The 14369-nt window shown below is 62.1% G+C and carries 11 protein-coding genes; 4 read left to right on the top strand and 7 right to left on the bottom strand.

All coding sequences use genetic code 11. The features are described 5' to 3' along the window. The first annotated feature begins 14 nt into the window (after positions 1–14). Complete coding sequence (ilvD, locus tag AC4LE2_RS01305) at positions 15–1853, top strand: dihydroxy-acid dehydratase (RefSeq protein ID WP_491823597.1); 1839 nt, start codon at positions 15–17, stop codon at positions 1851–1853. A 64-nt stretch (positions 1854–1917) separates the two neighbouring features. Here ilvD and AC4LE2_RS01300 read toward each other — a convergent pair whose 3' ends face one another. Then, the gene (locus AC4LE2_RS01300) at positions 1918–2439 is read right to left on the bottom strand and encodes a dihydrofolate reductase (RefSeq protein WP_491823595.1); all 522 of its coding nucleotides are present in this window, start codon (positions 2437–2439) and stop codon (positions 1918–1920) included. A gap of 48 nt (positions 2440–2487) precedes the next feature. On the opposite strand from AC4LE2_RS01300, the gene AC4LE2_RS01295 reads away from it, so the two are divergent. Next, a complete protein-coding gene (locus AC4LE2_RS01295; protein WP_491823593.1) occupies positions 2488–3894 on the top strand; it encodes a DUF2868 domain-containing protein in 1407 nt (468 codons plus the stop codon). Next, positions 3887–5245, top strand: coding sequence for a DUF3482 domain-containing protein (locus AC4LE2_RS01290; RefSeq protein WP_491823592.1), 1359 nt, complete (start codon positions 3887–3889; stop codon positions 5243–5245). The genes AC4LE2_RS01295 and AC4LE2_RS01290 overlap by 8 nt, the downstream gene beginning before the upstream one ends. On the opposite strand, the gene AC4LE2_RS01285 is transcribed toward AC4LE2_RS01290, so the two are convergent. Together AC4LE2_RS01285 and AC4LE2_RS01280 are read right to left on the bottom strand one after the other, a co-directional pair. Then, positions 5242–6411, bottom strand: coding sequence for a mechanosensitive ion channel family protein (locus tag AC4LE2_RS01285; protein ID WP_491823590.1), 1170 nt, complete (start codon positions 6409–6411; stop codon positions 5242–5244). The genes AC4LE2_RS01290 and AC4LE2_RS01285 overlap by 4 nt on opposite strands. Before the next feature lie 242 nt (positions 6412–6653). After that, on the bottom strand, positions 6654–8945 hold the full coding sequence (locus AC4LE2_RS01280; protein WP_491823589.1) for a heavy metal translocating P-type ATPase: 2292 nt from the start codon (positions 8943–8945) through the stop codon (positions 6654–6656). Positions 8946–9022: 77 nt separating this feature from the next. On the opposite strand from AC4LE2_RS01280, the gene cadR reads away from it, so the two are divergent. Further along, positions 9023–9472 carry a Cd(II)/Pb(II)-responsive transcriptional regulator gene (gene cadR, locus AC4LE2_RS01275; RefSeq protein WP_491823588.1) on the top strand — a complete coding sequence of 150 codons (450 nt, stop codon included), beginning with the start codon at positions 9023–9025 and terminating at the stop codon, positions 9470–9472. A 220-nt stretch (positions 9473–9692) separates the two neighbouring features. Here the strand turns inward: cadR and cobA are convergent, their stop codons facing one another. The 4 genes from cobA to AC4LE2_RS01255 form a co-directional block, all read right to left on the bottom strand. Further along, positions 9693–10457, bottom strand: coding sequence for a uroporphyrinogen-III C-methyltransferase (gene cobA / locus AC4LE2_RS01270; protein ID WP_491823587.1), 765 nt, complete (start codon positions 10455–10457; stop codon positions 9693–9695). A 55-nt stretch (positions 10458–10512) separates the two neighbouring features. Beyond that, entirely contained in the window at positions 10513–12180 is a 1668-nt protein-coding gene (locus AC4LE2_RS01265; RefSeq protein WP_491823585.1) for a bifunctional protein-serine/threonine kinase/phosphatase, read from the bottom strand. Positions 12181–12190: 10 nt separating this feature from the next. After that, positions 12191–13402: a nitrate/nitrite transporter gene (locus tag AC4LE2_RS01260; RefSeq protein ID WP_491823583.1), complete on the bottom strand. Its 1212-nt coding sequence runs from the start codon at positions 13400–13402 to the stop codon at positions 12191–12193. Positions 13403–13785: 383 nt separating this feature from the next. Then, entirely contained in the window at positions 13786–14361 is a 576-nt protein-coding gene (locus tag AC4LE2_RS01255; RefSeq protein ID WP_491823581.1) for an ANTAR domain-containing response regulator, read from the bottom strand. Positions 14362–14369 lie beyond the last annotated feature (8 nt).

The raw sequence follows: 14369 nt of genomic DNA, 5'->3' as shown, positions 1-14369 counted from the left end.
GCCCGGAGCGCTTCATGCCTGACTATCGTTCGAAAACATCCACCCATGGCCGGAATATGGCCGGTGCCCGCGCGCTGTGGCGTGCCACCGGGATGAAAGACGAAGACTTTAAAAAGCCCATCATCGCGATCGCCAACTCCTTTACTCAGTTCGTGCCCGGTCATGTACACCTCAAGGACTTGGGGCAACTGGTTGCGCGTGAAGTCGAACGCGCGGGTGGCGTGGCGAAGGAATTCAACACCATCGCCGTGGACGACGGCATTGCCATGGGCCATGACGGCATGCTGTATTCATTGCCCAGCCGCGAGATCATCGCCGACTCGGTGGAGTACATGGTCAATGCCCATTGCGCGGATGCCATCGTGTGCATCTCCAACTGCGACAAGATCACCCCTGGCATGCTGATGGCAGCCCTGCGTCTTAACATCCCAGTGATCTTCGTGTCGGGCGGCCCCATGGAGGCAGGCAAGACCAAGCTGGCAAGCCATGGCCTGGACTTGGTAGATGCCATGGTGATTGCCGCCGACAGCAGCGCATCGGACGAGAAAGTCGCTGAGTACGAACGCAGCGCATGCCCTACCTGCGGCTCGTGCTCGGGGATGTTCACCGCCAACTCCATGAACTGCCTGACCGAAGCGCTCGGCCTGGCGCTGCCGGGCAATGGCTCGTTGCTGGCGACCCATGCCGACCGTGAGCAATTGTTCCTGCGGGCAGGCCGTACCATCGTGGAGGTTGCCAAACGCTACTACCACGACAACGACGAGTCCCTGTTGCCCCGCAATATCGCGTCGTTCAAAGCGTTCGAAAACGCCATGACCCTGGACATCGCCATGGGTGGGTCTACCAACACCATCCTGCACCTGCTGGCTGCCGCCCAAGAAGCAGAGCTGCACTTCGACCTGCGTGACATCGACCGCCTGTCCCGCACCGTGCCGCAGTTGTGCAAAGTCGCGCCCAATACGCCCAAGTACCACATGGAGGATGTTCATCGCGCCGGCGGCATCTTCGGCATTCTCGGCGAGTTGGCCCGCGCAGGCCTGTTGCACACTGACGTACCCACCGTGCACAGCCCGAGCATGGCCCACGCTATTGCTCAGTGGGACATCACCCAAACCACCGATGAGGCCGTGCGCGAGTTTTACCGCGCAGGCCCCGCTGGCATCCCAACCCAAGTCGCCTTCAGTCAAAGCACGCGCTGGGACACGCTGGACGATGACCGCGCCGAGGGCTGCATCCGTAACCTGGAACATGCCTACTCCCTGGAGGGTGGCCTTGCGGTGCTGTACGGCAACCTGGCGGTGGATGGGTGCGTGGTCAAAACAGCGGGTGTGGATGAGTCGATCCACCGGTTCGAGGGCAATGCGAAGATCTTCGAAAGTCAGGACAGTGCAGTGCGCGGCATCCTGAACGATGAAGTGAAAGCAGGCGATGTGGTCATTATCCGCTACGAAGGCCCCAAAGGCGGCCCAGGCATGCAGGAGATGCTGTACCCCACGTCGTACCTGAAGTCCAAAGGGCTGGGCAAAGCCTGTGCGCTGCTCACCGACGGCCGCTTCTCAGGCGGTACGTCCGGGCTTTCCATTGGCCATGCCTCACCCGAGGCTGCCGCAGGCGGCACCATCGCTCTGGCTCGGGACGGGGACAAAGTACTGATTGATATCCCTAACCGGACGGTCAACCTATTGGTCGACGACGGGGAGCTGGCCGCGCGTCGTACCGATCAGGAAGAAAAAGGCTGGAAACCCGCCGAGGTTCGCCCACGTAAGGTCACCACGGCCCTCAAGGCCTACGCGTTGCTGGCCACCAGCGCCGACAAGGGCGCCGTGCGCAACAAGGCAATGCTGGACGGTTAACACTTGCCGTGCACCGCTACGGGGCTATGCTCCGTAGCCCTGCGCGAGGGCGGGCAAACGGTTATTACACCTCGCCCACGCGCTCCCACACCTCAAAATGATAGGCCGGCGCGTCACCCTCGGCGCGGTTCGGTGTGTCCATGACCTTCGTCCAGGCCAAGGGGTCGAGCTTAGGGAAGAACGCATCGCCTTCAGGCGCGGCCATTACCCGGGTCAGGTAGAGCCGGTCAACGAAGGGCAAGCCCACTTCATACAACTGGGCACCGCCGATCAGCATGACCTCGTTGACGCCCTGGGCTTTGGCCCACGCTTCTGCACGGGCCACAGCCGACGCCAGCGAAGAAAACACCTCAGCGCCCTCCAGTGACAGACCAGCCTGACGGCTCACGACCAGGTTCAGCCGCTCTGGCAGCGGCCTGCCTAGTGAGTCCCAGGTTTTGCGCCCCATGATGATGGGCTTGCCCAGCGTACGGGCTTTGAAGTATCGAAAGTCCCCTGGCAAGTGCCAGGGCATGCGGTTGTTGATACCGATCACGCCGTTCTCGGCGTGGGCAGCAATCAGGCTAAGGGTCAAGGTCTTGTTCATAGTGGCGAGGATAGCAGAGCCATACGCCTTGGGCAGCCAGGGTGCGGTATGCTGGCCGCTTGCACGATCACAGGAGCACGCGTGAACAAGCTCGACACCCTTTGGCTGACAGAGGCCATCAGCCTGCGCGAGCGTCAGGCCGGCCCTCTTGAGGACGGCGAGGCCAACCGCGAGGCACGCCAGGCAGGCGGAGATTTTACTCAGCGCCTGGAAGCTCGGGCGCTGTGGTTGGCCCGCCGTGACGGCTTGACTGACGCGTTGAATCACTGGAAACAAGGCGCACGCCTGGGCCTGATAGTTCTGGCCCTGGCGGCGATGGTCAGCGGCGCGGGCATGGCGGCAACCGCCCTGGCAGGCGCACCTGCTCCAGTCAATGTGTTCTGGGCTACTGGCAGCTTGCTTGGGCTGCACATAGTGATGCTAGCGGCCTGGCTGGTGGGGTTGTTGGTGCCAGGCGGCAGCCACGGCCCCTGGTTGGCACGTGTGTGGATGAGTTTGAGCCAGCGCCTGGCCCGTGATGCCAAGGCAGCGCACCTGGGGGCTGCTTTGGTTGGGTTGCTGCACCGGCACCGCCTCAACCGCTGGCTGTTTGGCACGGCGGTCAATGGCCTATGGACACTCTGCCTGCTGGCCAGCCTTACAGCCCTTGTGCTGATGTTTGCGACGCGCCGTTATGATTTTGTGTGGGAAACCACGCTGCTGCACAGCGATACCTTCGTGGCGTTGACCGCACAGCTAGGCACCCTGCCTGGCTGGCTAGGTTTTCCAGTACCCGCCAGCGACCTCATCCGTGCCAGTGGTGACGGCCCCGCTACCCTGGATGGCGCACGCCAGGCATGGGCCGGCTGGTTGGTCGGTGTGTTGCTGTGTTATGGCGTGGTGCCACGTGCGCTGTTAACCCTCGGCTGCTGGGTGCGCTGGCGCCACGGGGCCAAGCGGTTACGTGCCGACGCCACGCATCCGGAAGTCGCCAGGTTGCGCACACTGCTAATGCCTTCCAGTGAGCGCCTGGGAGCCAGTGACCTGCCTGCTGAGCCAGCATGGGCGCCAGCGCTGCCGGCTCAGACAGTACCGGGCACGGGCGCGGTCATGGTGGGCATCGAGCTGGACGATGACCAGCCCTGGCCCCCGCCGACCGGCGCGCAGATCACCGATGCAGGCGTACTGGACGACCGTCAGTCACGTCAACGCCTGCTCGATACCTTATCGGCTCACCCGCCTGAACGCCTGTTGCTGGTATGCGATCCGCGCCGCTCGCCCGACCGGGGTACCCAAGCGCTGCTGGCCGAGCTGTCACGCGGTGCTGGCCAGACTCAGGTGTGGCTCATGCCACCGCCACCCGGCCAGTTGGCCGACCCCGCCCGAGAGGCCGCCTGGCACGACGCCCTTGCGCATTTGCAGCTTACGTATAGCGCAGCCTTTCCCTTGGCCTGGCTGGAGCACGACCATGCCTGATGCACTCAAATTGGCCGTGGTGGGCCACACCAATGTCGGCAAAACCTCCCTGCTGCGTACCCTTACCCGCGATGTGACCTTTGGTGAAGTGTCCCACCGCCCCGGCACCACGCGCCATGTCGAAGGCGCGCGCTTGCTGGTCGACGGTCACGCCTTGCTTGAGCTGTACGACACCCCCGGCCTGGAAGACGCCGTTGCGTTGCTGGAGTACCTGGAACGTTTAGGGGGCGGCCAGGTGCGGCTTGATGGGCCCAGCCGCATTGAAGCGTTTCTTGGCTCAACTGAAGCCCGCCAGCGCTTCGAGCAGGAAGCCAAAGTGGTGCGCCAGCTCCGGGGCTCTGACGCCGGCCTGTATGTCATCGACGCACGCGAGCCGATCCTGGCCAAGTACCAGGACGAACTGCATATCCTGGCCAGTTGCGGCAAGCCGTTGCTTCCCGTGTTGAACTTCGTCAGAGCGCCTACTGCGCGGCGCGACGCCTGGCAGGCGGCGCTGGCACGGCTTGGCCTGCATGCGCTGGTGGCCTTCGATAGCGTGGCGCCCCCTGAGCAAGGCGAGCGGCGTTTATATGAGAGCCTGGCCTTGCTGATTGAACGAGCCAGGCCCTCGCTGGAGCGCCTGATCGACGACCTGCGCCAACAACACGACCTGCGCCTGGCCGCTGGGCGGCGCTTGATTGCGGAGCTGTTGATCGACTGCGCAGCCTGTCGTCGGGCGGTTCCTCAGCAGGCTCAACGCGAAGGTGTAGTCGCCTTGCAAGAGACCGTACGCCAGCGTGAACAGCACTGCGTCGGCGCCCTGCTAGAGGTGTTTGGTTTCAGGCCAAGTGATGCTGAATCAGGCGCCCTTCCCTTGCTGGATGGCCGCTGGGATCAGGACCTGTTCAACCCCGAGACCCTTCGGCAAATGGGTATCAAAGTAGGCGGCGGCATGGCGGCGGGTGCTGCAGCGGGCGCGGGCGTGGACTTACTCACCGGCGGCTTGACCCTAGGCTTGGCGACCCTGGCAGGCGCAATGGCGGGTGGCGCCGTGCAAACTGCCCGCGGTTATGGCGGCCGCCTGTTGGGCAAGTGGCGAGGTGAAGAGGTACTCAGCGTGGACGATGCGGTGCTGCGACTATTGGCACTACGCCAGCAGGCCTTGATAGTAGCGTTGGCCAAGCGCGGGCACGCTGCGCAAGGAAGCCTTCAGTTACCTAACCACGATCCTCAACAGTGGCGTCAAGGCCGCCTGCCCGCCGTGCTCAAGCGCGCCCGGGCGCACCCCGAGTGGTCCAGCCTCAACCCTGGGTTTCGCCAGGGTCGAGCCGACCGCGAGCAGGCCTTGGCGACACTGATGACCGAGCTCTAAGCCGATTGCGACGGCTCGCCGTGCCCCGCCTCGCGTTGGTCAACAGGCGCACTGCCCTGGCTGTCCGGCGCGCTCCCTCCCGCCGCATTCATAGGTGGAAGCGATTCCACGAACAGGGTTCTGCTCGGTACTGCGAACTTCACGCCAATCTCTTTGAAGGCATCGATCATTGCCAGATTGATGGCTTGCTGGATGTCCATGTACACGTTGTAACCAGGGTCCAGCACGATATACACCACCTCGAAGTTCAGGAAGCTTTCCCCAAACCCTTGAAAATGAGCCCGGTCAAAGCGCGCCATTTCCTGCCCTTCGATGATCGTACGCAAGGCGCCGACCACCTGTTTGATCTGGCTCGTGGAGCAGTCGTAGGTCAGGCTGAACTTGAAAACGATACGCCGCTCCCGAAGGTGTTTGTAATTCTGGATGGTGCTGCCAATCATCTCGGCATTGGCCATGACGATCTGCTCGCCCCCCAGGCTGCGGATGCGCGTAGTTTTCAAGCCGACGTGCTCCACCGTACCCGCCAGTGAACCCACCACGATGAAATCGCCTATTTCAAAAGGTTTGTCCACCGCAATGGAAAGCGACGCGAACACATCGCCAAGGATGTTCTGCACGGCCAGGGCGATGGCGATACCGCCTACCCCGAGGCTGGCCACAAAGGCCGTGATATTCACGCCCAGGTTGGACAGCATGGCCAGCCCCACAATGGCCCACAACAGCACTTTCGCGCCCCAGAGGCTCAAGGTGGCGAGGGCACTGGCTTGGTACAGGTCGGCCTGGCTGTTTCTGACGAAGTAGTGCCTGAGCGCCAGCGCCAGGGCTTGGTTGGCCCATAGGCCTACCTGGAGCGCCACCACCACGAACCACAGGCTGCTGACCCGCGTCAGCCAGCGTTCCGGCAGGTCGAGGATCCCCACGCCAATCAGGATGGAAGCTAACAAGAGCAGGGTATTGCTGGTACTGGACAGCACACTGATAGCAATGTGGCTTATGTGTGCTCCTGGTCTGTCTGCTCGGGCCCTGAGCTTTCTCAAGATAAACCCGATAAAGCCCCTGGCGATCGTAAAGCTCAACACGATCAGGCAAAGCATGAAAAACCAGTTCGCTACGGAAATGCCAAGAAATGTAGTGGTGGAAACGATATCCAAAAACTCAAACGTCATACTGAACTGCACCTTCTAGCTTGATCGGAGGGTTGCCGAAGCGAGTATCCGATGGCGACTTCAATCGAAGCGTGGCAACAGGCCAGGTGCGAGCAGGCAAATCATTCGAGGTCAGAGACGCCGTAAAGCCCTCCGGTACTCACTCCCCATCAGGTGTGTCACTGTGCGCCCAAGCCCTAGGCCTGGGGCTGCAAACCCATTCTACGCAGCCCCGAGGGCGCGTAACGAAGGGAACTGAAGCCTCAATGGGCCCAGCGCAGCAATCGCAAGCCATTGAACACTACCAATAAACTGACACCCATGTCAGCGAACACGGCCATCCACAGGGTTGCCATACCCATCAGGGTCAGCACCAGAAACACGGCCTTGATGCCCAAGGCAAGCACGATGTTCTGCACCAGTAGCGTCCGGGTACGCCGCGAGAGCCTGATGAATTCGGCCACCTTGCGCAGGTCATCGTCCATCAGGGCAACGTCAGCAGTCTCGATGGCAGTGTGAGAGCCCGCCGCCCCCATGGCGAAGCCGATATTGGCCCGCGCCAGCGCAGGCGCGTCATTGATACCATCACCCACCATGCCCACTACTTGACCCTGGCCTACCAGCGCCTCGATGGCGGCCAGTTTGTCTTCGGGCAAAAAGTTGCCACGGGCTTGATCGATGCCTACCTGAGCGGCAATTGCAGCGACCGCAGTGGCGTTATCACCGCTAAGCATCAAGGTATTCACACCAAGCGTGTGCAGCGTGGCGATTGCCTCGACACTGGTCTCGCGCAAGGTATCAGCCACGGCAAATACCGCCAGCGGTTGTTGGGCATCGCACAACACCACCACGCTCTTGCCCGCACCCTCCAGCCCCTTTAGTAATGCCTCAAGCGCTGGCCCACAGAGCCCCTGCTCTTCCACCAGCCGGTGGTTACCCAGGGTATACAGATGACCGTCGATTCGCCCGCGGCTGCCACGCCCAAGCAACGCCTCGAAATCAGTCAAGGTACGCTGCGGCTGCACGCCCAGCCCGGTGGCCAAGGCCTTGGACACCGGGTGGTCGGAGCGTGCGGCCAATAGCGCCGCCAGGGCTTTGGCCTGCTCCACATCGCCCTGTACCGGCACGACGTCCGTGAGCACGGGCGCGCCCTGGGTTAGCGTGCCGGTCTTGTCCAACGCCAGCCATTGCAGCGTGTGAGCAGTTTCCAGATAAGCGCTGCCTTTGACCAGAATGCCTCGTCTGGCCGCTGCCGCCAGCCCACTGACCAAGGTCACCGGGGTAGAGATCACCAACGCGCACGGGCAGGCAACCACCAGCAGCACTAGCGCGCGATACAGCCAGTCGAGCCACGTGCCCAGCCCAAGCAACGGCGGCAGTACCGCCACCGCGCACGCAAGGGCCATGACCGTTGGGGTATACACGCGCGAGAACTGGTCCACGAAACGTTGGGTAGGCGCACGGCTGCCTTGGGCTTGCTCCACTACTCGCAGGATACGGCTGAGGGTGGAGTCGCTCGCCACTTGGGTTGAACGGTACTCCAGCTCACCACTTTGGTTGATCGTGCCTGCAAAAAGCGCATCACCTACACCTTTGTCCACGGGCAGGCTCTCGCCAGTGATTGGAGCCTGGTCCAGCGTCGAACGGCCTGCGGTAACCTCCCCGTCCAAGGCAATACGTTCCCCAGGCCGTACCCGCAGTACGCTGCCCACTGGCAGCTGAGCCACGGCCTGGATTTCCCATTGGCCATTGGCACCCTGCACCGTGGCGGTCTCGGGGGTTAGCTGCATTAACCCACCAATGGCGCTGCGGGCGCGCTCCAGCGAGCGGGCCTCGATACGCTCGGCAATCGCGAACAGCACCATCACCATCGCCGCCTCTGGCCACTGCCCGATCAAGGCGGCGCCGGTTACAGCGATGCTCATCAGGGCGTTGATGTTGAGGTTGCGCTGACGCAGGGCGATCAGGCCTTTGCGATAGGTGCTCAGCCCTGTAGTGAAAATAGCCGCCAAGGCCAGGCCAATAACCAGCCAATGCGGGCCAAACTCCAGCAGGTGGCACAGCTCGGCGGCTGCGGCGGCGACCAGGCCAACGCCCAGTGCAACCTTGCCCCGCCGGCTGGGCATAGGGGACTGCGCGGCCTCGGCCTGGGCGTCTTCCAGCGGCACAGCCGTCATGCCCAGCTCTGCGATTGCCTCTACCACGGGCGCAGTGTCAGCCAAGGAGTGCCTGACCCCAAGCACGCGGTTGATGAGGTTGAATTCCAGGCTATGCACGCCCGAGACGGTGCTCAGCCGCTTTTGCAGTAGCGTTTGCTCAGTGGGGCAATCCATGGCTTCGATACGAAAGCGGCTCAGGATGCCCTCAGCGCTGGCCGTGAAGCTGACCTGCGTCGGCGCGTCGTGGTCGTAGTCGTGGTCGTGGTCGTGGTCGTGGTCGTGGTCGTGGTCGTGGTCGTGGTCGTGGTCGTGAGTATGCCCATGACCGCAGGCCTGCGCGCCAGTAGGCTCGCACGGTGGCGTCGTATCGGGCGGTAGGTTGGTGACTCGGCTCATGGGGCACTCCAAACATTGGCTATTGCCTAGTCAACACCCTGTAGCCACTATAGGGTCAAGCGCTAAAGGAGCAGGGTATGAAGATTGGTGCATTGGCCAAAGCCACTGACTGCCAGGTAGAGACCATCCGGTATTACGAAAGAGAGCAACTATTGCCCGCTCCGGCCCGTACCGATGGCAACTATCGGCACTACACCCAAGCGCATGTGGAGCGCCTGACGTTCATTCGCAACTGCCGCACCCTGGACATGACACTGGATGAAATCCGTGCGCTGCTGACCTTGCGCGACAACGGCACGGCCCCCTGCGTTGAGGTCAATACCTTGGTAGATGAACATATCGTCCATGTGCGATCGCGCATCAACGGCCTTCTGGCGCTAGAGGCACAACTGGTAGCCCTGCGTGAGCGATGCCACGCCGACGCCACCACCGCCCAATGCGGCATTCTTGAGCGGTTGGAGGTCAATGGCGCGGTTGAGCTCTCCCCTGCAGCGCCGAGCCACGTGGGGCGCAGCCATGGGCATTGAAGCCTGGGCTCGCTATTTATTTAGGGACTAAGCGCGCGTTGTGAAAAATAATCCACGCCAGCCTTCGCGCCACGGCCTTCACAGCGCAGCGGGAGCCGCTACCGTGGCCACCGTGAACCTTGAGAACGATATTCGAGCCATCGCTCAGATTGACGCTATCCTAATGCTTCTACGTATGGTCAAGCATCTCACCGGCCTAGGGTTCGCTGCCGTCGCTCGGTTAGTAATGAAGCGCATCAGGTCTAAAACCGAAGCTGTCTTTCGATAGAGGCAACCTATTCCGCCCCGCTACATCCCCAATCACCATCACTGCTGGCGCCTTCAACTCAAACGCCCGAGCCGCTTCATCCATATCCCTCAACACCGCACGACACTCCCGCTGCTGAGGCATGGACGCATTTTCAATCATCGCCACCGGCGTGTTGGGGGCAAGGCCGCCCGCCAACAATTCGCGGCGTACTTCCTCAAGCTTGGCCACGCCCATATAGATCACCAACGTAGTACCGGTCTGAGCCAGGGCTTGCCAGTTCAGTTGACTATCGTCCTGGGTGTGGGCGGTTACCAGGGTTACGCCACGGGCGACGCCACGTAAAGTCAGAGGGATACCGCACTGGGTGGCAGCCGCCAGGCCTGCAGTGATGCCGTTGACCATTTCTACTTCGATGCCATGAGTGGCGAGCCAGTCCGCCTCTTCGCTTCCTCGGCCGAAGATGCAAGGGTCACCGCCTTTAAGGCGGACCACGCATTTGCCTTGACGGGCGTAGCGCAGCATTAGGCGTTGGATAAAGGCTTGGGGAGTGGAGCGGCAGCCGCCGCGTTTACCGACGCTGATGACTTTGGCGCTAGGGCAGTGTTCAAGCACGGCGGGGTTGACCAGGTCATCGACCATCACCACATCGGCGGCGCGCAGCGCGCGTACTGCCCTGAGAGTCAACAACTCGGGATCGCCAGGACCAGCGCCGACCAGCCAGACTTTTGCGTTCATGAGGCTTTCCTTATAAGGGGCATCGGGATATAGGGGGCACTGGGGATGTTAACGGTCATCCATGCAGCCTCCATAACACCAGCACTGCATTGAGGAGCAATGAAACCAGCGCCAGAGCGCGCCATACCTTCAGAGGCTCACGCTCCAGCAGAGGGCGTGGGCGGGGGCTGGGTTGTTGGTCTTCGTTTTGCAGTGCCAGCAGCCATTGTTCGGCCGTCTCGAAGCGCCGGGCGGGGTCGGGGGCCAGTGCCTGGTCGAGGTTGTTTACCAGCCATTCGGGCAGGTCTGGGCGGTAGCGGCTGGCGGGCATGGGCATGCCAAAGTGGGGGCGTTGAAAGGCTTCGATTTCGCCGTGGGGGTAATGGCCGGTGAGCAAGAAGTAAAGCGTGACGCCTGCGCTATAGAGGTCCTGGGCCGCCGCAGGCGCGTCACCCGCGTAGGCTTCGGGGGCAATATAGCTGGGGGTGCCGGGCAACATGCCCGGGGCGTGGGTGGAGAGGCCGGGGCAGTAGGCCAGGCCGAAATCCAGCACGCGCAGGTCACCGTTTTCGCTGAACAGCAAGTTCTCTGGCTTGATGTCGCGATGCAGGATATTACGGCGATGCAGCATGCCCAGCGCGCGTAACAGTTGCGTGGCGATATCCACCCCCAGTGCCAGGCTGAGGTTGCCGTGCAGGCGATGGTGTTCTGCCAGGGTGATGCCGGGATGCTCGCGCATCAGGTAATACAGATGCTGCCGCTCGCCCGCGGAATGCACTTCAGGGAAGAAACGCCCGGCGACTCGGCGCAGGAACCACTCTTCCTGTAACAGGCTATAGGCGGCGTTGCTGTCGCCCTCCCGCATGACCGGCAGGGTTTTCAACAGCCAGCTGTGCTGCTGGGCGTCGCGCACCCGGTACAGCAACGACTGGCGGCTTTGGGCCAGTTGCGCCTCAACCTGCCAGCCCTCGAAGCGCTGCCCAGGCTTCAAGGCCGGTGGCAGCGGCCACTGTTCAACCTGGTCCAAGGCATCGTTAAGGCCGGCTTCGCCCAGTTGCTCGACCCTTACCAGCACGGCGCTGGCGTTATCCTGACTGCCGGCCAGGTGAGCGGCGGTCACCAGCGCCTGGGCTGCGGCATTCAGTTGCTGCTCGTCGCACAGAATGCCGGCTATCGAGGCATCGCCAAGGGTGGCCCATACGCCATCGCTGACGAGTAGAAAACTTTCACCTGGCTGCAATTCGCCTTCCAGGTAATCCATCACCAGGTGTTGCTCCAGCCCCATGGCGCGCCTGAGCACATGTTGCATGCCAGGCTGGTTCCAGACATGGTCTTCGCTTAGGCGCTGCAACTGCCCCGCGCTCCAGCGATAGGCTCGGCAGTCGCCGATATGGGCCAGAGTAAAGCGTCGGCCGCGCAGCACCAGGGCGCTGAGGGTGGTCAGGAGGGGCTGGCCGCCGCCGTTGGCATGTAACCAGCGGTTCTGGGCCAACAACAGGCGATCCAGCGCCTGGGCCACGCCCCAGGTCTGCGGGGTGGCGTAATAATCGTAGGCCAGTGCCTGCAAGGTCGAGCGGGCGGCCAGGCCGCCGTCAGCGCATTGGCTCACGCCATCGGCCACAGCGAACAGGTAGCCTTTGCTGGCGGCCAGCGACGGTGACGGGCTCACCAGGCGTGTAGCATCCTGGTTCTCTGCCCGGGGGCCGCTGGCGCTGCTTTCTGCGTAGCTCAATTGCAAGGGCATAAACGGTGCCTCAGACCCGCGCGGCAGTGAAGGCTGCCGACCCCCAAGTGGTTCTCCAGCGGCGCTTGACGCTGTACAGGCCAAACCAGGCCACTACCCCAAGGCTTGCGAACAGCCAGAGCCCAAGTTGATAGTCGCCGCTGCTCTGCTTGATAGCGCCGAGGCCCGCAGCCAGGAGGAAGCCACCCACGCCGCCGGCCATGCCGATCAACCCGGTCATCACGCCGATCTCTTTGCTGAAGCGCTGGGGTACCAGCTGGAACACGGCGCCGTTACCCGCACCAAGCCCTAGCATGGCGCTAACGAACAGGGCCAGGGCTGCTATCGAACTGGATAGATGAAAGCCTACTGCCGCAACGCAGACAGCCGCTATGGCATACATCCCCAGCAAGGTACGAATGCCGCCAAAACGGTCGGCCAGCGCCCCGCCCAAAGGGCGCATCAGGCTGCCACCGAACACACAGGCGGCGGTGTAGTAACCAGCGGTCACAGGATTAAGCCCGTACTGGTCATGGAAGTATCCCGGTAAGGCGCTGGCCAGGCCAATGAAGCCGCCGAAGGTCACGCTGTAGAACAACATGAACCACCAGCTATCGCGATCGGCCAGGGCTTTAAAGTAGTCGCTCATGGATTTCGCCTTACTGCGGTTGGGCGCATTTTTGGCCATCAGGCTGAAAGCAACCAGCGTGAGCACTAATGGAATCAGGGCCAGGCCAAAGACATTCGTCCAGCCAAAGGCTGCGGCCAGCACCGGTGCCGCAAGGGCCGCCAATACCGTGCCGGAGTTGCCCGCGCCGGCGATACCCATGGCCTTGCCCTGATGTTCAGCGGGGTACCATTGGGAGGCCAGCGGTAGCGCTACAGCGAAGGAGGCCCCGGCCATGCCCAGGAATACGCCCAGTAGCAGCGCTTGCTCGTAGCTGTGGATGCCCAGTTCCCAAGCGGCGAGTAAGGCGCCGATGACAATGACTTGGCCGATGATACCGGCGGTCTTGGGTGAAAGCTGGTCAGCCAGCATCCCCATGAGAAAGCGCAGGACCGCCCCAGCCAGGATGGGCGTGGCCACCATAAATCCGCGCTGCTGAGTGGTCAGTTGCAGGTCTGTGGCGATTTGCACCGCCAAGGGGCCCAGTAGGTACCAGACCATGAAACTCAGGTCGAAATACAGAAACGCGGCGAACAACGTGGGGGTGTGGCCGGCTTTCCAGAAACTCGTGTTCATTTCAGCACCTCATCTGCAAAAGAAGCATCAACGAAGGTTGTGGGCTTGCAGGTGGGGTGGCTCGCTACGGCCACTCCACCGCCTCGAACGGAGGCTATAAACGCAAAAAACGCCGCAATCCCTGGTTCGCTTGCGCGAAGGGAAGTGCGACGTCTTTGTCGGGTGGGGCAACCGCCGTTGGCTACCTGTACGCAGGTAAAAGCAGGTTGTGTGCCAAGAACTGAGAGCTTTGCGCAAAGGCTCTAGCGCAAGGCTTACGCCCAGATACGAAAGGCAGCTGAGGCGCTAGCGGGGTGCACCTCTTACCTGGGCGATGCAAAGGTGCCACATTGTGGAGCACTGCTTGCCTCTGATGCACTCACCGCACCTACTGCTGAATGTGTTCAGTTCAGTAGTTCATTCATAGCAATGATCTGTTCCGCCACCTGGATGAGCTTCTGCTGCCGGCTCATGGCCTGGCGGCGCATGAGGGTGTAGGCCTCTTCTTCATTGCAGCTTTTCATCTTCATCAACATGCCCTTGGCCAACTCTACGCGCTTGCGCTCGGCCAACTGCTGGTCCCGGGCCTGGAGTTGCGCGCGCAGTACCTGATCGCTTTCGAAGCGTGCCATGGCGACGTCCATGATCGGCTGCAGACGCTGGGCGTGAATACCTTCGACGATATAGGCGCTAACGCCAGACTTGATCGCCTGGCGCATCACCTGCGGATCGTGCTCGTCGGTGAACATCACGATAGGCCGGGGCTGGTCTCGGGTCATCACCACCACCTGCTCCATCACGTCACGGCCAGGCGACTCGGTGTCGATCAATACGACATCCGGGCGCACGGTCTCGACCCGTGCCGGGAGGTCGATGGTCAAGCCGGACTCGTCGATCACTTCAAAGCCCGCCTCGCTGAGCGCCGCACGCAGGCGGCCTACTTTTTTCGAGGTATCGTTGATCAGCAGGATGCGCAACATGTGGGCCT

The organism is Pseudomonas sp. 9.3L (assembly GCF_058536285.1).
The sequence above is the reverse complement of the archived record's forward strand: the minus strand, read 5'-3'. Positions and strand labels throughout refer to the sequence as shown.

What these genes read in the sequence shown, in the direction of transcription:
- ilvD (WP_491823597.1), top strand. Translation starts at nt 15, where the DNA reads ATGCCTGACTATCGTTCGAAAACATCCACCCATGGCCGGAATATGGCC.
- AC4LE2_RS01300 (WP_491823595.1), bottom strand. Translation starts at nt 2,439, where the DNA reads ATGAACAAGACCTTGACCCTTAGCCTGATTGCTGCCCACGCCGAGAAC.
- AC4LE2_RS01295 (WP_491823593.1), top strand. Translation starts at nt 2,488, where the DNA reads ATGCTGGCCGCTTGCACGATCACAGGAGCACGCGTGAACAAGCTCGAC.
- AC4LE2_RS01290 (WP_491823592.1), top strand. Translation starts at nt 3,887, where the DNA reads ATGCCTGATGCACTCAAATTGGCCGTGGTGGGCCACACCAATGTCGGC.
- AC4LE2_RS01285 (WP_491823590.1), bottom strand. Translation starts at nt 6,411, where the DNA reads ATGACGTTTGAGTTTTTGGATATCGTTTCCACCACTACATTTCTTGGC.
- AC4LE2_RS01280 (WP_491823589.1), bottom strand. Translation starts at nt 8,945, where the DNA reads ATGAGCCGAGTCACCAACCTACCGCCCGATACGACGCCACCGTGCGAG.
- cadR (WP_491823588.1), top strand. Translation starts at nt 9,023, where the DNA reads ATGAAGATTGGTGCATTGGCCAAAGCCACTGACTGCCAGGTAGAGACC.
- cobA (WP_491823587.1), bottom strand. Translation starts at nt 10,457, where the DNA reads ATGAACGCAAAAGTCTGGCTGGTCGGCGCTGGTCCTGGCGATCCCGAG.
- AC4LE2_RS01265 (WP_491823585.1), bottom strand. Translation starts at nt 12,180, where the DNA reads ATGCCCTTGCAATTGAGCTACGCAGAAAGCAGCGCCAGCGGCCCCCGG.
- AC4LE2_RS01260 (WP_491823583.1), bottom strand. Translation starts at nt 13,402, where the DNA reads ATGAACACGAGTTTCTGGAAAGCCGGCCACACCCCCACGTTGTTCGCC.
- AC4LE2_RS01255 (WP_491823581.1), bottom strand. Translation starts at nt 14,361, where the DNA reads ATGTTGCGCATCCTGCTGATCAACGATACCTCGAAAAAAGTAGGCCGC.